Below are 18,435 nucleotides of genomic sequence, written 5' to 3'. Positions count from 1 at the left end.
GATTCCTTGCTTTGACGCGAGCTAAATAAAAAAATTAATAGGCTTTGTTTTCGGTGCGCAGCACTTCAATCAGATTGGCAAAATCTTCCGGCCACGGCGCTTCAAAGGTCATTTCTTCTTTGCTACGCGGATGGGTCAGACCAAGTTTTGCTGCATGCAAGGCCTGACGTTTAAAGCCACGTAAAGTATCATCTAATAATTGTGATGCACCTGCCGGCATACGTACACGCGGCATATACACCTGATCACCAATCAGGCCAAAGCCGATATAGCTAAAATGCACACGAATCTGGTGGGTACGTCCGGTTTCCAGACGGGCTTGAACACGGGTGAAATGCTGGAAGCGCTCTTTAACGTTATAATGCGTCACGGCATCTTTACCGCCCGGAAGCACAGTCATTTTCACGCGATCCACCGGATGGCGTTTGATCGGTTCGTCAATGGTACCGCCAGCAATAATATTGCCATATACCACCAGATCATACAGGCGATATACTGATTTTTTCTCAAGCTGTTTGCTAAGAGAGAACTGTGCTTCCAGATTTTTCGCGACGACCAACAGACCACTGGTGTCTTTATCAATACGGTGTACCAGACCGGCACGCGCCAGTTCAGAAGATTTCGGATAGTGATGCAATAAAGCATTCACCAAGGTGCCAGAACTATTGCCAGCGCCCGGATGCACCACCATACCGACAGCTTTGTTAATGACGATAATGTCATCATCTTCATAGATGATGTCCAGTGGAATGTCTTCTGGCAGGCTGCGCGTTTGCGCTTCAAGCTCGACATTTAAGGTCAGGATTTCAAAACCATCACTTTTAAATTTCGGCTTGACCGGTTGACCATTCACCAATAAATTTCCATCTTTGATCCATTGCTTTAATTTTTCTCGGGAAAAATCGCTCCAGACCATCGCGGCAATCTGGTCGATCCGTTGTCCGATATAAGTTTCATCCAGTTGAAATTGCAACGATAAACGTGTTGCAGTTGCTTCTGAAGTATGGTTATCTGCATCCTCAGAATCTTCAAGTAAATTGAAATCAGTATCAGGGATATTAGAATTGGAAGATTGTGCTTGACTCATTTGCTCATTCAGACAAAAGTGGTTTAATAGTGCAATTGTAGCTCATTGCCCGTATTAACAGAGGAATTTTTATGTCGCTACCACATTATAAAATGACAATGCTTGCCCTCACGATTGGCATTGCATCGGCAATGGTAGGCTGTAGCAGTAATCCCAAAAAAGAAGTCGTGGATAAAGGTCCTGAATCTAGCGAGCAAGTTTATATTCAAAAAGCACAGAAAGCGCTAGATCGTAATCAATATACCGATGCCGCAAAACAGCTAGAAGCACTGGAAACCTATTTCCCGACCAGTCAGTATGCTCCGCAAGCGCAGCTTGAACTGTTATATGTAAAATTTCAGCAAAAAGATTATGAAGGTGCAGTGGCACTGGCAGAGCGCTTTATCCGTCTGAATCCACAACATCCAAATGTCGACTATGCTTACTATGTACGCGGCGTATCCAATATGGAGCAGAACTATAATGGTCTGCTGCGTTATACCTCGCTGAAACAGTCGCATCGTGATGTCAGCTATCTGAAAGTGGCTTATCAGAATTTTGTCGATTTCATTCGCCGCTATCCGTCTAGCACCTATGCGGTCGATGCAGCGCAGCGCATGAAATTTATCGGTCAGGAACTGGCTGAGCATGAAATGAATGCGGCACGCTTTAATTTAAAACGTAAAGCCTATCTGGCTGCGGTTGAACGTGCACAATGGGTGGTGGAACATTATCCACAAACCCCTCAGATTCCAGAAGCACTGGCAACGATTGCCTATGGCTATGATCAACTGGGTGATAAAGCAACCTCTCAGCAATATGTTGATGTGTTAAAGCTGAATTATCCAAATCTGGTGAAATCTGATGGTACGGTCAACTTGCGTGCAGCACGTAGCGAAAGCAGTTTCTTTAACCGTGCCACACTGGGTATTTTTGGTAAAGAAGCCAAGACGGTGACTGACAACAATGCAGAGTCGGATGCGCCAGAAACTGAAAAGCGCAGCCTGACCAATCGTGTATCTTTTGGTTTGCTTGATCGTCCTAAAAATACCGAAGCAGAGCAACCTGAACCGACTGCCGAATAAGCCGACTGTCGCAGGTGCATTTTCTTTAAGGGCAAGGTATCATACTTGCCCTTTTGCTTTGTCCCGGCCAGGCTTGAACAAATCGTGCAAAAGGTATACAAAGGAAGTTAAAAAAGAATCGACCTGAATCAGTTGAATCCTATTGATTCAATCACTTAAACCTTAGATACGCAGCACGAGAAGCTCAGCAGATTATGGCAATTCCTCAACATACGATTGATCAGATTCTCGATCGCACCGATATTGTCGATGTGATTGGTCAATTCGTGAAACTGAAAAAAACTGGCCGTACCTATTCGGGCTGCTGTCCTTTCCATCAGGAAAAATCGCCCTCTTTTCACGTCTATCGTGACAAACAATATTTTCACTGTTTTGGCTGTCAGGCCAATGGCAACGCCATCCGTTTTTTAATGGACATTGGTAGCCGTAATTTCGTCGAAGTGATGAAAGACCTGTCCAGTCAGACCGGCATTGAACTGCCAAAAGACAATACTGATTCCAATAAATTAAAATACAAACGGGAAGCCGCCAAACCGAAAATAGTCGCTGCGACCAAAGTTGAGAATACGCAAGCTCCGCAACGCCCAGCACAAGAACATTCTGTGTCGGATGCTTCTTTTGATCCATTTGCAGAGTTTCAGGCCTCCGAACAGGATTTCTACGGCGACCCTTTTGCTGCTTTTGAGCACATGCCAATGGCCGAAGTTCAGCAAGACGGCAACTTATACGACCTGCTGGAAAATATTGCGCAGTTCTATGAACGCCAGTTACCCAACAGTTCCAGTGCACAGCAATATTTCAAGCAACGTGGCCTGACTGCAGAAACCATTGCCTATTGGCGCTTAGGTTATGCACCTGAAGACTGGCAACATCTGGAAAAAGCCTTTCCTCAGGATATCGAAGGCCTGAAACTACTGGGGCTAATTCGTACCAGCGACAGTGGCCGTGATTTCGACCTGCTGCGAGAGCGGGTAATTTTCCCGATTCGTGATACCAAGGGTCGTGTGGTCGGCTTTGGTGGCCGTGCGCTCAATGACGAGATCAAGCCCAAATACATCAACTCGCCAGACTCTGAAGTTTTCCATAAGAACCAGTTGCTTTATGGGCTGTATGAAGGCAGAAAGCAGAAAGCCCAGGAATGGCTGATGGTCGAAGGCTATATGGATGTGATTGCATTGCAGCAATACGGCATTCATGGCGCAGTCGCGACACTGGGAACTGCCAGTAATACCGACCATCTGAACATTCTGTTTAAGCAGAACAACCGGATTACCATTGCCTTTGATGGCGATGCTGCCGGTCAAAAAGCCGCACGCCGAACGCTGGACATTGCCCTGCCATTACTCAGTGATGGCCGTGAGCTGAAATTCTTTGTTTTGCCTGCTGACCATGACCCGGACTCCTTGATCCGCCGTGAAGGCATCGAAAACTTTAGACGCTTGCTGGATCAGGCGCCGCTGATGTCGGACTTCGTGTTTGCCCATCTGACCCAAAATCAGGACATCACTACCCCTGAAGGTAAAAGTCAGGTCATGGGTGAACTGAAAAATCTGACCGAATTATTGCCTAAACATGGCTCATTCCGCTATTTGCTGCAGCAATTTTTCCGCGAAAAACTGGGCTTTAACCGTAAATGGCAACCCAAGGTTAATACCGATGCATCCTTAAGTTTTAGCACCAAAATTGATGCTGAAGAATATGTGATTGCAATTTTGATGAATCATCCCTATTTGTATATTCATTTTGAACCACTGCGTGCGCTGGTATCTGAAGATCAGCTGCTGTTTAAAATCCTAAATATTCTGAATGTGATTTTTGATGACCTGCCGGATGATCCTGAACTCTCGATCTATTATGTTTTAGGTGCCTGTGCAGTACATCATCATGAATTACAGCATATTCTACAACATGCCAATGTGAGCGATTATACCTCTTCGCCTGAACAGGCCGACAAACTGGCGGCAGACTTCTCGACCAAGCTGCAATATCAGTGTCTGAAAAACAAGATAAAATCGAAAAAATTTAGCAGCATTGCAGAAATGAAGAATCTGAAAATGCAGATTTACGAAATTGATAAAAAACGCTCCATGACCTTATTGGACGATTAACAGTTTTAAATCGCTTCAAATAAAAATAAGGCGTTTATCTCTAAACGCCGTTCTTCAAAATAGCTATTGTTAAAGAGCTCGCTAATGTTTGGTCTTGCGGCGTGTATCAACTACCTCTTGCAAGGTATCGCGCATCATTTCAAAACAGCTTGGATCTTCCGCCTTGGCCGCCTCACGCAGCACAATAGAAGTCGGATGTAAGAGTTTCTGTGTCAGGCGGTGCGAAAACTCAGCCATAACCATTTCTGCTTTTTCACCCTGGGCAATACGTTGCAGCGCCAATGCCAGTTCTTCCTGCCGCAACTCTTCACCATGGTCACGATAAGCATGAATGGTGGCCCCGGCCTGCTTGACCTTTTGCTGGGTCATCAGTTCTGTTGCGAGCTGATTCACCATAACTTCGGCTTCAACCGCAGCCTGACGACGATGCGCCAGATTTTCCTCAATCACGCTTTGCAGATCATCGACGCCATACAGATATACCCCATCAAGTTTTTCAACTTTAGGATCGATATCACGTGGCACGGCCAGATCGACTAACAACATTTGCTGGTAACGGCGTTTTTTCAGTGCCGCTTTGATATCTGCAAAATGAATCACCTGATGCAGACTGCCGGTACAACTGGAAATCACATCGGCGCGATGCAGATTGTCTGCCAGCTGGTCAAAGTCAATAATTTCTACTTCTACCCGATGCGCAATTTCCTGCGCCAGAATGTCTGCACGTTCTCGGGTACGGTTACAGATAATAATCTTGCCCACACCCATTTCTGCGAGATGCTTGGCGACCAGACTGTTCATCTCCCCGGCTGCTACCACCATAATGGTGAGCTTGTCTGGATGACTAAATACCTGTAGGGCCAACTGTGCGACCGCATAGCCCATTGATACCGCATGACTGCCGACAGCGGTCTCGGAACGAACCCGTTTGGCCGCATAAAAGGCATATTCAAAAATTCGGTTTAAACTGCGTGACACCGTCTGGGAATCTTTGGCAAGAGAAAGAGCATTTTTGACTTGTCCCAGAATCTGCGGTTCACCCAGCATCAGTGAATCCAGACCACTGGCGACACGCATCAAGTGCGTCACGGCTTGGGCATTTTCATAACGATAGACATGATTTTGCAGCTGTTTGACATCCACCCCATTTTTTTGGGCGAGCCAGTTCAGCACCATGTCGACATTGTCAGACATCGCGTAAACTTCGGTTCGGTTACATGTAGACACCACCACCATGTCGTTTAATTCAGGGTGTTGGCTTTGCTCGGCAAGAATGGCACTTAACTTTTCAGGGTTAAACGCAACTTGTTCCCGCAGTTCTACAGAGGCAGTTTGATGGTTGACACCCAATGCAAAGAAAGACATATCAGGTCATCATTTCAATAAATTTATGCTATTGTGCAATATCGGTGTCATAAAAAGCATTACTTGGATCAAGAAAAATTGCGTCAAACAATCAGCCGTATCAACGGCCCTACAATTAAGCAATATTCTACCACATTCCTATTGGTGGGTAGCATGGCTTCAACTGCTCATCTTTATGCAGCGGAAGCAGTTTACCATGCAAATCAAAATTATGATGCCATAAAACAAAGTATGATGGCCGAGTTTGCCATTGCCGCACATGACATTCCGACTGCTTTGCACAACTATACAGTTCTGGCAATCAAGAGCAACTCCACCACGGTCAAGCAGCGTGCACTGAATGTTGCATTGGAACATGATGATTTACAGGCAGCCCTCGATATCTCGACCCACTGGGTGGTACAGGAGCCGCAGGATGTCCCCGCCTTATTTTATTTATCCCATATTGCCCTGAAAGCGCATGAGTATGAGCTGGCGGCAGAGACCTTAGAGAAAATCCTGCAAATTGATGACAGTGCCGATCTGGAAGAAATTCTCGCTGGGATTTCACCTGAAGGCACAGAAGACCGCAGCTATCTGATTCAGGCTTTAAGCACCACCAAAGCCAGAGACAATCCATCTATTCTGGTGCTGGTGGCCGGTCTGGAAGCACAAAATGGTCAGCTGGAACAGGCTTTAAATACCATTAACCGTGCTCTAAAAAAACGTCCGAATGCGACTGGTTATATCCTGATGAAAGCCAATCTGCTGAATGCTCTCGACGATCCAGAGGAAACCCTGCAATGGTATGAAAAATCCAGCCGTAAACACCGCAATAATCTGGATGTGCGTCTGGCCGAAGTCAAATATCTGGTCAAGCTCAATGAATCGACTTTAGCGCTAAAAAAACTGCAGGATATTCTAAAAAAATGGCCAACGGCTGAAGAAGCCTTGTTTATTGCCGGACTGACCAGTATTGATCTGGAAGAATACGAGAAGGCCGAAAAACATCTGGTCGAACTGCGTTATTCTGCACAGTATCAAAATGAAGCCTATTATTATCTGGCAGTGAATGCTGAACGCAAACAGCATTATGAAACCGCCAAAGCCTATTATCGTCTGGTCGATGGCAGTCTGTACACCGTCTCGCGTCGTAACATGATCTCGATTTTTGCCCAGCAGGATAAGCTGCATGATGCGCTGCGTTTCTTGACTCAGGAACGGGTGAATTATCCGCAACATGCCAGCTTTTTATATCTGGCCCAGGCAGATATTTTAACGCGTATGCAGAATAAAAAAGCCGCGATCCGCCTGCTAGAAGAAGCCAGCAAAAACCTGCCGGATGATCCGGAACTGGTTTATGCGCAAGTGCTATTGCTAGATCCACATCAGGATCGCAACAAGCTGGATGAATTGCTGGCAAATTTACTCAAGATTGAACCGAATAGTCCGACCTATCTGAATGCCTATGCCTATACCCTGGCAATGCAGAACCGGCGTCTGGAAGAAGCGCGCCGCTATGTCGAACAGGCACTGGAATATGCACCGGAACAGGCTTCCATTCTGGATACTTATGGTTATATCTGTTATTTACAGAATGACTTTGCCACGGCTGCAGATGTCTTATACAAAGCATATCAACTCAATCCAAGCGTGAAGATTGGGGTACGTTATGCGCGTTCGTTGTACATGAATGGTGATATACAACACTTCCATCAAGTGTTACAACAATTACAACAAAACCATCCAAATGACCCCGAATTAAAACAACTTAATTCGCTATTGTTAGCACCACAAAACCAAACGAGTTAATTCTTTTATGCGCAATTTAAGCCAATTGGGCTGCTGTGCCTTTGCAGCAACTGCTTTATTCTTAACTGGCTGTCAGCAGATGATCAATCCGCAAACGCCAGTGACACCTTCTGTACAGGCAGATAATCAATTCCAGCTGCAAGGTAAAATTGGTGTGCGCACACCGCAACAGACCGGCAGTGCATTCTTTACCTGGGTACAACAGCAAGAAGAATTTGATATTGAGCTGAGTGGTATTTTAGGTGTGGGCAAAACCCAGATTTCCGGCACGCCCGGCCAAGTCACATTAAACAGTGCTAAAACAGGTGTGATTCAGGCGGCAAGTGCCGAAGAATTACTGCAACGCGCCACAGGCTGGCAAGCACCGATCAGCTATTTAGTGGACTGGGTACAGGCCCGCCCTGCGACAACGACTGCCAAATTGCAAAAAGATGATACACAGCGGATTAGCCAGATTATTGAACAGGGCTGGACGGTCGATCTCAATTACAATGCGCAGGCCAAAATGCCAAACCGCTTAATTTTAAAGCAGTCACTTGAAAATGGTGCGGAAAACCGTATTACAATGATCATTGAAAACCGTTAATTGACCTGATGTTAGCCCATGATGATTCGTGTTCCCTCGCCTGCTAAACTGAATTTGTTCTTACATATTACCGGTCGCCGTGAAAATGGCTATCACGAGCTGCAAAGTATTTTTCAGCTGATTGATCTGTATGACTGGCTGGAGTTTGAACAAACAGATAATCAACACATCCAGATTGAAGGGCTGGCCTCAGTCGATCTGGAACAAAATTTAATCTATCGTGCGGTACAACTGTTGAAGCCCTATGCTCAAACACTGACCGGGCTAAAGATTCGTCTGGAAAAAAATATACCGATGGGTGCTGGACTCGGTGGCGGTTCGTCGAATGCAGCCACCACCCTGATTGTGCTGAACCAGCTCTGGCAGTGCGGTTTAAATATCGAGCAACTGGCAGATCTCGGAGTCAAGCTGGGTGCAGATGTACCGATATTTGTACATGGTCGAAATGCCTGGGCTGAAGGCATTGGCGAACACTTAACATTCATAGACTTAGATCAAAAACAATTCATTGTGTTAAAACCTGACTGTTTTATCAGCACTCAACTGCTTTTTTCGCAAAAAGCATTGACAAGAGACACGAAGAGCACTAAATTTTGCGCCTATCAGCAAACGCCATCTGATTTTGGAAATAACTTTGAGCCACTGGCTCGATCCTTATATCCTGAAGTCGATGAAGCGATGCAATATCTCGACCAGTTCGGTATTGCAAAACTTACAGGTACAGGTGCTTGTGTGTTTATTGAAGTCACTGAAAATCTGAATATCGAAGATATTCTTGCAAATGCACCATGTAAAGCTTACCTGGTCAACAGTTTACAAGAATCACCTTTAGTTCAGTTTAAAGTGTAGATAGGGGTATCGCCAAGTGGTAAGGCACCGGGTTTTGATCTCGGCATCCGTTGGTTCGAATCCAGCTACCCCTGCCATTTTCACCTGTAGATGTACTGTATTAGGGGTATCGCCAAGTGGTAAGGCACCGGGTTTTGATCTCGGCATCCGTTGGTTCGAATCCAGCTACCCCTGCCATCTTACAGTTCATCAAATTTAGGGGTATCGCCAAGTGGTAAGGCACCGGGTTTTGATCTCGGCATCCGTTGGTTCGAATCCAGCTACCCCTGCCATTTTCTCGAAAAAAGACAGAACACTCATTTGCTGTAAGACTGTTAATTTACCTTGACACTTTACCGTAAAAATATTAAAGTTCTGCCGCATTAGGGGTATCGCCAAGTGGTAAGGCACCGGGTTTTGATCTCGGCATCCGTTGGTTCGAATCCAGCTACCCCTGCCATCTATTCCCATATATCCCAACCGCCAAGGGTGCTTCATGCCCAATCTTGTCGTTTTTAGTGGATCTGCGCATCCACAATTCGCTCAAAAAGTCGTAAGTCACTTACATATTCCTCTAGGCGCTGCCTCTGTAGGTCAGTTCTCTGATGGTGAAATCGCTGTCGAGATTACTGAAAACGTTCGTGGTAAAGACGTATTCGTCGTGCAACCTACTTGTGCTCCTACTAACGATAACCTGATGGAAATCTTAGTCATGGCTGACGCTTTGCGTCGTGCAAGTGCAGGTCGTATTACTGCCGTGATTCCTTACTTTGGTTATGCTCGTCAAGACCGTCGTCCACGTTCAAGCCGTGTGCCAATTACTGCTAAAGTCGTTGCAGACATGCTGACGACTGTAGGTATTGACCGCGTTGTGATGATTGATCTTCATGCTGACCAGATCCAAGGTTTCTTCGATATCCCTGTAGACAACATCTACGGTACACCAGCGCTACTTGCTGACTTACGTCAGCAGTCACATCACAACCTGATGGTGGTTTCACCTGACGTCGGTGGTGTGGTTCGTGCACGTGCTGTTGCGAAACAAATGGGTGATATCGATCTTGCAATCATCGATAAGCGTCGTCAAAAAGCGAATGAATCACAAGTGATGCATTTGATTGGCGATGTGAAAGATCGTGATTGTGTCATCGTCGATGACATGGTAGATACTGCAGGCACTTTATGCAAAGCAGCTGATGCATTGAAAACTTTCGGTGCTCGCAAGGTTGTTGCTTATGCAACGCATCCAGTACTTTCTGGTAAAGCATTAGAAAACTTAAGACATTCTGTGATTGATGAGTTGGTGGTTTGTGACACCATCCCACTTTCAGATGAAGCTTTAGCACTGGGCAAGATTCGCCAGGTTTCCGTAGCCAGCATGGTTGCCGAAACGATTCGTCGCATTAACAACGAAGAATCTATTAGCGCAATGTTCGATTCTTATCTATAATAGAGCGCTGAATTTTCAAAGCCCTGCCATTTGGTAGGGCTTTTACTCACTAGACTGGTCGCAAGTCTGGTTCATTTAACTTAAATAGGATGTCTATCATGGCAAACTTCGTATTAAACGCAGCAGCACGTGAAGAAGCAGTTCAAGGGAAAGGTTCGAGCCGCCGCCTTCGTCTTCAAGCTAAAGTTCCTGCAATCATCTACGGTGGCGAAGCTGCTCCTGTAGCTGTTACTCTTGAGCTTCGTCAGCTTGTTAAATTCTTAGAAAATAACTCTTTCTTTGAAGAAGTTATCGAAATTGATGTAGACGGTAAAGTTGAAAGCGTGAAAATCCAAGCCTTACAACGTCACCCAGCTAAAAACACGCCTATGCACGCTGACTTTAAACGCGCATAAGTGTTAATGGTGTAATTAGTGTCAAATATTTCACTGATTGTTGGTTTGGGCAACCCAGGTTCTGAGTATGCCCAAACCCGCCATAATGCAGGGGCCTGGTTCGTAGAACGCCTTGCAGAGCAATATGGCATTACCCTCAAGAAAGACCCGAAATTCAATGGATTTAGTGGTCGTGGCAATATCGAAGGTCAAGACGTTCGTCTTCTTCTACCTACAACCTTTATGAACCTTTCCGGTAAAAGTGTTGTTCCTTTCGCCAAATTCTACAATATCGCACCTGAATCGATCCTGATTGCCCATGATGAACTGGATATGAATCCTGGTGTCATTCGCCTGAAAACGGGTGGTGGTCACGGTGGCCATAATGGTCTACGCGATATCGTGCCGCATATTGGTTCAAACTTCCATCGCCTGCGTATTGGAATCGGTCATCCTGGTACCAAAGACCGTGTTTCTGGTCATGTGCTCAGTAAAGCGCCCAGCAGCGAACAAAAGTTAATGGATGATGCAATTTCACATGCGCTCGCACGTACCAAAATGCTGGTGAATGCAGAAGTACAGCAAGCCATGAATCAAATTAATGCCTATAAGCCTAACTGATCATTCAAAAATCGCTGGACAATTCCGCTTGTCAGAAAGATCATTTAAGCGCAAAATGCGCAAGCCTACCCACTTATCCAGTGTCGTAGAAATTGATTCAACCATATGATGATCAAAGTCTTAGTTCAACTCAGGGGACGCTAGCCATGCTATCTCGTTTATTAAAATGCAAAATTCACCGCGCTCACGTTACACATGCAGAATTACACTATGAAGGTTCATGTGCAATTGATGGCGTTTTGATGGATTTAGCTGGCATTCGCGAATACGAAGAAATTCATGTGTGGAACGTGACCAATGGTAAACGTTTTGCAACTTATGCCATTCGTGGCGAAGATAATTCAGGCATCATTTCAGTCAATGGTGGCGCTGCACATCAAGCCGATGTAGGCGATATCATCATTATTGCAACTTTTGGTGATTTCACTGAAGCTGAAGCAAATGCACATCAGCCACGCTTGGTCTATGCAAATCCAAACAATACCGTCAGCCATACTGCCAACTGTATTCCGGTACAAGTCGCTTAAGTCGATTCGACCAGATTCCCAAAGCTCGCACCTCGCGGGCTTTTTTATGGCCAGAATGACTAAATATAATTAACTGCCCTGCCGCCAGCTTTTAGAACTTTCACAATTTAGGGGCTTTAAATGGGAGTCAACAAGATTAACCAGTAAAGCCTTTCCATTTTCCTTAAGCTTAAGTTCGGCAAATTTGGCACTGCGATAACACGGCTCCAGGCCTTCGGCGAATAAAAAACTATTGGCCGCCGGATATAAAGCTTCAAAACTATTGCGTGGATTCTTTAACAGCAGTTTTGCGGAAGATGCCGGATGAACTTGTAACAGACGCGGATCAAAACTGCTTCGTATCACCCGTCGTTGTGCATCCAAGCGTACATAGCTCACGATCTGAGACCGATCTTTAAAATCCTGAATAGTGATATCTGAACCTGTTTGATTCAGGGCAGTTTCATCAGTATCTAGACCAGCAAAATGCAACTGATAGTTCAGCGCCATATAATCGCCCTGCAAAATCGAACGCGGGTCGACGGGCGCCAACTTAACAAAAATACTCTGACTATTTCTTAAATGCCATTCATGCTGGATAATTAAGCCCACAAATAAGGCAATACTAAAAATACTCAGGTGTAGCACCCAAAACTTTTTCATGAGGCCACTCCTGTTTTCGACTGAAATTTCGGTGAGCTCAACACATAAGCCAGAAGCAAAACCAGCAGACCTGAAGCAAGGATACTGACACTCTTAAATAAAAAGCTGAGTCCCAGATTGTAATACAGCAACCATAACCAGAAGATCAGTAACAGAACCAATAAGGCCTGCATCAATCGCTGTTGATTGACCATCGCCCAGGCCATAAGTACCAGAATGATGAAAATTTCAAAATAGCCCAGTGCAATCAGTAAAATGCCTACGGCAGGAATCAGCCAGAGTGGTGTCAGCGAAAATTGCTTCAGATGTATTCCGATAAAACTCAGCAGCCATACTGCGGGTAAAATATAGAAAACAATTGCTTCATCTATGCCGCGCGGATGCAGTTGCTGCGCTACGCCAAATTGCAACAGACATTGAAAAATAGCCGTTGCTGCAAAAATACTGATCATCCACAGATTCACACTTTTGGCATAAGCTGAAGCAAGCCAGTGTCTTGCAGTGAGTAAAGCCACGGTCAGCACACTGTAATTCAACAGCATGATCCATGTGATCAGGCGATGGTCATGAGAAAATGGGTGCTGCTCGATTAAAACTGCAATTCCCAACGCATGAGCCAGTAATAACTGTAATAGCAGCACCAGCCAATGCATGCGATTCATGATACTTAGCAACGTAATACCGATTTGTATCAGCCAGATCAGCAATAAACTATCTGTCAACAATTCGGTATGAATCAGGACAGCAGCCTGACCGCAGACCCACAAACAATAAGCCAATTGCCGCAGAAAAACTGAAGGCTTGCTATGAATCAACCACCAGGCAATCCCGATAAAGATTAGCCCCATCAGGATGGATAAACTTTCCCAATAGGTCAGCAACAGTATGGCCAGTATCACACCAGCAATCCATGCGCCCAGCGCCAGTGGAATGACCGAAAACCGGCTCTGGGGTAACAGCTTTATCAGCAGCGCACTAATCGCCGCAAACCAGCCAAAGATGAGCAAAGCCAGCACCAATAAGCCTGCAGCTGAATTTTGCAAATATTGGTCTGTGAGATCAAAAATCAGAATGCTAAAACTCAGTGCCAGCCCTGCAACCAGCAAACTGGTTTCCAGCTGTTGCTGCCGAGTATAGAAATAAGCACTAAATAACAGTGCTAAGACCAGTACCGAAGCCAAATACCAGATCGAATTCGAGTCGATAAATCGAAACATGCTAAATACCGAAATGAGTACCACCACGGCAATCAACAGATAGCGCAAAACCGGATAATAGCGTAATGCATAGATCAGACTCAGTCCGGTCAACAGATTAAGACTGAGCAGATAGGCAGTTTCAGCACGTACCAACCAAAAGCTTTGTTTAAAATAAAAATAAAGCGCCAGCTGGCTGACCACGCAAAATAATGCAAACACACCAATATTCGGTCGATACAGCCAAGGCAAAAGTAACAAGGCCCAAAGCAAAAACAATTGATAACTGTCAGCACCGGTCTGATAAATCTGCCCAATCACCGCCAGACTTAAGCCCAGCATTAAACCCGATACAGTATCCAGACTTTGTCTTAACTTTTCTCGCGCAGCGAAATGCACACTCAGCAATGCCGAACCCAGCAATAAAACTTGCGGCATAAACAACTGGACAAATTTCGGCAGCATCCACCAGTTTGCTGCCAGCAGATATACGATACTGACAGCGATCAGCGCGAGTCCAATGATTTGAAGAATCTGAAAACAGCAGGTTGAATAAATAACAGCGGTGAGAATGGATGATCGGGCTTGGGTACTGTTTTAGACATGCTGATCTGTTCAATTTTTATTTGATTTTACCTTAGCATGATTTTTAGCGCATATGCCAGGCAGGAATCTTACAACTGTGCAGTACTTTTTTAAATCAGGATCTGATAAATGCCGTAAAGAGCAATGATCAGCAGAATGAGACCACACAAGGCCAGCAAATGCGGATACAACCGAGAACGGGATAAACGATTAAAACCCAAATACACCACTGACAGGGTCAGGAAATCCAGCACGATCCAGCTCAGGGTTAAGATTATGAGACTTAAATCGAGATCAGATGTAATACCAATAAACTGCGGGAAAAAAGCCGCAAAGAAAATAATATCTTTGGGATTGGAAATACCGACCAGAAAACCCTGCTGAAAGCCGCCACGTACCGGAGATAACTTCTTTTGAGCTGACTCTGCTTGCTGAAAAATCACCTCCCGAAATATTTGCAGCCCCAGATAACCAATATACAGACAACCCAGCAACTTGATGGCATCCAGCCACTGTTCATTAATGACCAGCAAGCCTTTCAGGCTTAATATCGATAAAGCAATCAATATCAATGAAGCAAAATTGGTGCCAAAAATAGTTCTTAAAGCCGCAGCATAACCGCCTTTTAGACCGGAACTCGCCACCAGCAACATCACCGGACCAGGCGTGGCGATCATTACCACAACAGCCAGACAATACAAGAGATACTCACTGATATTCATGCTCTTCCCTCAGCTGTTGTTATTTTTCTGCATAAAAAAAGAGGACTTATTCCTCTTCCTGCAGATGAATCAGATGTTGACTGATACCATCCGCCCGCAGAAAAGCCAGATCATAACTGGCAGTGGCCAAAGCCAGGATCCGGCGCTCAAATTCATCCCAGAGTGGACGTACCTGCTTATAATGAATCCCCAAACCACTATCATCGGTAAAATGCCGATTTTTTTCACAGAGCTTTAAAGCATGATACAGCTTACGCCCTTTGGAGGCATCGTCACGTAAACGTACCCGTTTTGACAGCACAAAGGCTTGAACCTTGACGATATCTGCATGTGGCAACAACGGCACTAAAATCTGATCCAGCTGTGCATCCAGACGCCGCCATACGGCATGATGCTGATCAGCGCCATAAGTGTTCCAGTGAATCACCTCATGATTGAAACGGCGGCAACCACGACATACCGCATCACCAAATACGGTCGAGCAACGCCCAGCACACGGGGTTAAAGACGCAATACGACGATCTGAACTCAAAACACACTCCAAAGATACTGCAACTTCCAGTACCTGCATCACTGCATAAAACTTTACAAAATTCCGGGTCGGGCATGACTATACACGCTCTCCCCCATGAATTGAAGCCTGTTAAAAGGCAAGTGTTTTACTCGCTTATTCACTCGAATCACGCTAAAATATGCGCCTTTAAATTATCATGCTACGTTGGAGTATTCCATGAACGCTACTGTAGAACAGCTTGCACCTGTAGAACAGCAAGCGACCTCAGGTTGGGTTGTTGCCGCACTTTATCAATTCAAAGAAGTTCAAGATCCTGCCGATCTTCAACAACGTCTTTTAGACTTGGTAAAAACAATCAACCTTTGTGGAACACTCATTGTAGCGGGTGAAGGGATTAACGGTACGGTTGCAGGTGACCGTGCATCGATTGATCAAATTCACCAGTTCCTTCTCAATGAAGGCTTTGTTGAGATGGAATATAAAGAGTCAGACAGCTCTGACAAGCCATTTCGTAAAATGAAAATTAAATTAAAAAAAGAAATCGTGACTTTAGGAGTAGAAGTGAAACCACGTGATCTGGTCGGTCACTATCTTGATCCTCAGGAATGGAATGAACTGATTGCGCGTGATGACGTGATTCTGGTTGATACCCGTAACGATTACGAATACAAAGCAGGAACGTTCAAAGGCGCGATTGACCCGAAAACTGAAAGCTTCCGTGAATTCCCTGAATATGTGAAAAATAATCTGGAACAGCACAAAGACAAGAAAATTGCCATGTTCTGTACCGGTGGTATTCGCTGTGAAAAATCAACCTCTCTGCTTCTGCAAGAAGGTTTTACAGAGGTGTATCACCTGAAAGGCGGTATTTTAAAATACCTGGAAGAAACTCCGGCTGAAGAAAGTATGTGGGAAGGCGAATGCTTCGTATTTGATGGCCGTACAGCAGTAACACACGGTGTCGAAGAAGGTCAAAACACCAAATGCCATGCCTGTGGCTGGCCTTTGCTTCCTGAAGAAGTGGCGCTGCCAAGTTATGAACATGGTGTCTCTTGCGTGTACTGCATTGACAAGACCACAGAGAAACAAAAAGACGGTTTCCGTATGCGTCAGTCCCAAATTCTGGCAGCAAAACGTAAACGTCTCTAAGCCAGCCGCTTTGTAAGAAAATATATAAAAACCCTCTTCGGAGGGTTTTTTATTTACATAAAAATTACAACAGTAATAAAACTCTCACCAATTCATTACCAAGAACCTTATTTTTTTCCAAGCAAGATTGCTAGTCTATTGAAAAGTCTATCTTAAGCCAAGTCTTTCATTATTAACTTAAATTTTAAAATGAAAAGGAATATAACATGACCAGTTCACTTGCTCGAGATCCAGATAATCTGGTTCAGTTTCAACCCAAAGAGAATATAAAACAACAACGACTTCATCAGGTTAATGACGAGCTTGAGAGCCAGTCACATGTGTTTGTGGTCATCTTGGGAACTGTGATTGGCGCGATTTTAGCGCTGTTTATTGGTTATCATCTTAATACCAGTGTCATTCATTTTATGCTGCTGAGTGTTTTACCTGTCTGTTTGGCCTATGGCTTACGCAAAGTCTATATTTATACGCTGACACATAGCTGATTCTGCCTGCTCATTTATATTCCAAGACTTTACCGCATAAAAAATACTGCTTAGGATACAGGCAGTATTTTTTATTTTGACCATCTTATGAATTTAACTGAATGGATTATTTCCGTCATGGAACAACTGGGCTACTGGGGTATTGCCCTGCTCATGTTTCTGGATAATGTCTTCCCACCCATCCCTTCCGAAATCATTATGCCTTCTGCGGGCTATTCGGCCTCTCAGGGCGAGTTAATACTGGTCGGGGTGATCATGGCCGGTTGCATTGGCTCATTACTAGCAGCAGCCTTGCTGTACTGGGTGGGTTATAAATTCAATCACGATTCCATTTTCAAGTTTGTCGACCGTTATGGCAAATATCTGTTTATCAAATCCAATGATGTGAAAAAATCACTGAGCTGGTTTGAACATTATGGACATCGGATTGTGTTTTTTGGCCGCATGGTTCCTGCCGTCCGCTCACTGATCAGCATTCCTGCCGGCATGAGCCGTATGCCCTTCTGGAAATTCATGTTCTATAGCACACTCGGAACCATCATCTGGACCACGTTTTTGGCCTGTGTCGGATTTTACTTTGGTGAAAACCAAGAGTTGATGCAGCAAATTTTCAGTAAAGTCAGTTATGTGATTATTGCGATTGTTATAGTCATTATTGCCTGGGTTATCTACCGTAGACAGCAGCGTAAAAATCGTCCATCCTGAATAGACCTCAGCATGAAGGAGGCTAAAACGATGTCGCACTATCTTAAATATTTTGCCACCGTTTATCTTAGCTTGGTTCTATTCGTGGGCGTACTCATTTATGTATTCAATCTGGGCGCGATTCTCCTGATCCCGGCCCTGATCGCGTCGGCCTTTCTCAGTGCCCGATACTTTGTGAAGAGAGAACAACGTTTACCCAGCAAGGAAGAGAAAAGCAAACTGGTATGGGGTTCTACCATCATTGCGATTACATTTGGGTTTATTTTTATATTTGTTGTGATCTGGATGCATCCACAGACTGAAGCCATCTTCAACAACATGGCTTATACCGGAAGGGGCCCGAATTCATTTCTGATGGCCGCTGTGATTGCGGTGCATGGTTTGATCTTTCATATTGCCTATAATAGCTATGCCCGCTACAGTCTGAGCAAACGGGTCGGTATTGAAAGAAAGTAAAATCCCTTCGATGCTTTGATAAAAGTCCAAAGCTAAAAAAAGCACCGTGCGGTCACTGCTGTCCCATAGTTTGCTTTAAATAAAAAAACCTGAGTCCTAACAGTTAAAATATGAGTGCAAACAAACACTTTAACGACCAGGATTCAGGTTTTGTCACATCAGAATACCGTATTTCATGAG

The 18,435-nt window shown here is 44.8% G+C and carries 18 protein-coding genes, 4 tRNA genes and 1 pseudogene; 17 read left to right on the top strand and 6 right to left on the bottom strand.

All coding sequences use genetic code 11. The features are described 5' to 3' along the window. Positions 1-34 precede the first annotated feature (34 nt). Positions 35-1,087: a 23S rRNA pseudouridine(1911/1915/1917) synthase RluD gene (gene rluD, locus FTU45_RS07610; RefSeq protein ID WP_100355887.1), complete on the bottom strand. Its 1,053-nt coding sequence runs from the start codon at positions 1,085-1,087 to the stop codon at positions 35-37. A gap of 71 nt (positions 1,088-1,158) precedes the next feature. Between rluD and FTU45_RS07605 the strand changes: the two genes are divergently transcribed. After that, a complete protein-coding gene (locus FTU45_RS07605) occupies positions 1,159-2,151 on the top strand; it encodes an outer membrane protein assembly factor BamD (protein WP_005097733.1) in 993 nt (330 codons plus the stop codon). A gap of 194 nt (positions 2,152-2,345) precedes the next feature. Then, positions 2,346-4,259, top strand: a complete 1,914-nt coding sequence (locus FTU45_RS07600; RefSeq protein ID WP_005097734.1) for a DNA primase — start codon at positions 2,346-2,348, stop codon at positions 4,257-4,259. 81 nt (positions 4,260-4,340) lie between these two features. On the opposite strand, the gene hemA is transcribed toward FTU45_RS07600, so the two are convergent. Further along, positions 4,341-5,624 (bottom strand): glutamyl-tRNA reductase, encoded by a 1,284-nt coding sequence (gene hemA, locus FTU45_RS07595; RefSeq protein ID WP_005169843.1) that lies wholly within the window; start codon positions 5,622-5,624, stop codon positions 4,341-4,343. A 78-nt stretch (positions 5,625-5,702) separates the two neighbouring features. On the opposite strand from hemA, the gene FTU45_RS07590 reads away from it, so the two are divergent. The 11 genes from FTU45_RS07590 to panD all read left to right on the top strand — a co-directional run bounded on the left by FTU45_RS07590 (position 5,703) and on the right by panD (position 11,801). Next, positions 5,703-7,415 carry a tetratricopeptide repeat protein gene (locus FTU45_RS07590; protein WP_100329191.1) on the top strand — a complete coding sequence of 571 codons (1,713 nt, stop codon included), beginning with the start codon at positions 5,703-5,705 and terminating at the stop codon, positions 7,413-7,415. 7 nt (positions 7,416-7,422) lie between these two features. Then, entirely contained in the window at positions 7,423-8,001 is a 579-nt protein-coding gene (gene lolB / locus FTU45_RS07585) for a lipoprotein insertase outer membrane protein LolB (protein WP_005097737.1), read from the top strand. A gap of 21 nt (positions 8,002-8,022) precedes the next feature. Beyond that, positions 8,023-8,850 carry a 4-(cytidine 5'-diphospho)-2-C-methyl-D-erythritol kinase gene (gene ispE, locus FTU45_RS07580; RefSeq protein ID WP_035337985.1) on the top strand — a complete coding sequence of 276 codons (828 nt, stop codon included), beginning with the start codon at positions 8,023-8,025 and terminating at the stop codon, positions 8,848-8,850. Positions 8,851-8,852: 2 nt separating this feature from the next. Beyond that, positions 8,853-8,927 (top strand) — tRNA-Gln (locus tag FTU45_RS07575). Positions 8,928-8,952: 25 nt separating this feature from the next. Continuing rightward, positions 8,953-9,027, top strand: a tRNA-Gln gene (locus tag FTU45_RS07570). Between the two features lie 20 nt (positions 9,028-9,047). Further along, a tRNA-Gln gene (locus FTU45_RS07565) sits at positions 9,048-9,122 on the top strand. Between the two features lie 92 nt (positions 9,123-9,214). After that, a tRNA-Gln gene (locus FTU45_RS07560) sits at positions 9,215-9,289 on the top strand. A 36-nt stretch (positions 9,290-9,325) separates the two neighbouring features. Next, positions 9,326-10,279 (top strand): ribose-phosphate pyrophosphokinase, encoded by a 954-nt coding sequence (locus tag FTU45_RS07555; protein ID WP_005097740.1) that lies wholly within the window; start codon positions 9,326-9,328, stop codon positions 10,277-10,279. Positions 10,280-10,377: 98 nt separating this feature from the next. Continuing rightward, positions 10,378-10,674: a 50S ribosomal protein L25 gene (gene rplY / locus FTU45_RS07550; protein WP_005097741.1), complete on the top strand. Its 297-nt coding sequence runs from the start codon at positions 10,378-10,380 to the stop codon at positions 10,672-10,674. 18 nt (positions 10,675-10,692) lie between these two features. Continuing rightward, the gene (gene pth / locus FTU45_RS07545) at positions 10,693-11,274 is read left to right on the top strand and encodes an aminoacyl-tRNA hydrolase (protein ID WP_180076218.1); all 582 of its coding nucleotides are present in this window, start codon (positions 10,693-10,695) and stop codon (positions 11,272-11,274) included. Positions 11,275-11,420: 146 nt separating this feature from the next. Continuing rightward, the gene (gene panD, locus FTU45_RS07540; protein WP_005097743.1) at positions 11,421-11,801 is read left to right on the top strand and encodes an aspartate 1-decarboxylase; all 381 of its coding nucleotides are present in this window, start codon (positions 11,421-11,423) and stop codon (positions 11,799-11,801) included. A 69-nt stretch (positions 11,802-11,870) separates the two neighbouring features. On the opposite strand, the gene FTU45_RS07535 is transcribed toward panD, so the two are convergent. From FTU45_RS07535 to FTU45_RS07520, 4 genes and pseudogenes are all read right to left on the bottom strand, one after another. Further along, entirely contained in the window at positions 11,871-12,443 is a 573-nt protein-coding gene (locus FTU45_RS07535) for a GDYXXLXY domain-containing protein (protein ID WP_180076217.1), read from the bottom strand. Next, positions 12,440-14,244, bottom strand: a pseudogene (locus tag FTU45_RS07530) (DUF2157 domain-containing protein). Before FTU45_RS07530 ends, FTU45_RS07535 begins: the two are co-directional and overlap by 4 nt. Positions 14,245-14,334: 90 nt before the next feature. Beyond that, positions 14,335-14,946 carry a LysE family translocator gene (locus tag FTU45_RS07525; protein ID WP_100329105.1) on the bottom strand — a complete coding sequence of 204 codons (612 nt, stop codon included), beginning with the start codon at positions 14,944-14,946 and terminating at the stop codon, positions 14,335-14,337. Positions 14,947-14,992: 46 nt separating this feature from the next. Further along, the gene (locus FTU45_RS07520) at positions 14,993-15,478 is read right to left on the bottom strand and encodes a DUF1289 domain-containing protein (RefSeq protein WP_035337988.1); all 486 of its coding nucleotides are present in this window, start codon (positions 15,476-15,478) and stop codon (positions 14,993-14,995) included. 198 nt (positions 15,479-15,676) lie between these two features. Here FTU45_RS07520 and FTU45_RS07515 point away from each other — a divergent pair, with 198 nt between their 5' ends. The 4 genes from FTU45_RS07515 (at position 15,677) to FTU45_RS07500 (ending at position 18,255) form a co-directional block, all read left to right on the top strand. Then, positions 15,677-16,609 (top strand): rhodanese-related sulfurtransferase, encoded by a 933-nt coding sequence (locus tag FTU45_RS07515; protein WP_005097749.1) that lies wholly within the window; start codon positions 15,677-15,679, stop codon positions 16,607-16,609. A 206-nt stretch (positions 16,610-16,815) separates the two neighbouring features. After that, positions 16,816-17,094 (top strand): hypothetical protein, encoded by a 279-nt coding sequence (locus tag FTU45_RS07510; RefSeq protein ID WP_005097750.1) that lies wholly within the window; start codon positions 16,816-16,818, stop codon positions 17,092-17,094. A gap of 87 nt (positions 17,095-17,181) precedes the next feature. Beyond that, positions 17,182-17,799, top strand: a complete 618-nt coding sequence (locus tag FTU45_RS07505; protein ID WP_074383408.1) for a DedA family protein — start codon at positions 17,182-17,184, stop codon at positions 17,797-17,799. 30 nt (positions 17,800-17,829) lie between these two features. After that, positions 17,830-18,255 (top strand): ABZJ_00895 family protein, encoded by a 426-nt coding sequence (locus FTU45_RS07500; RefSeq protein WP_180076216.1) that lies wholly within the window; start codon positions 17,830-17,832, stop codon positions 18,253-18,255. Positions 18,256-18,435: the final 180 nt, after the last annotated feature.

The organism is Acinetobacter sp. YH12106 (assembly GCF_013418995.1).
Classification (GTDB): domain Bacteria; phylum Pseudomonadota; class Gammaproteobacteria; order Pseudomonadales; family Moraxellaceae; genus Acinetobacter; species Acinetobacter pseudolwoffii.
The sequence above is the reverse complement of the archived record's forward strand: the minus strand, read 5'-3'. Positions and strand labels throughout refer to the sequence as shown.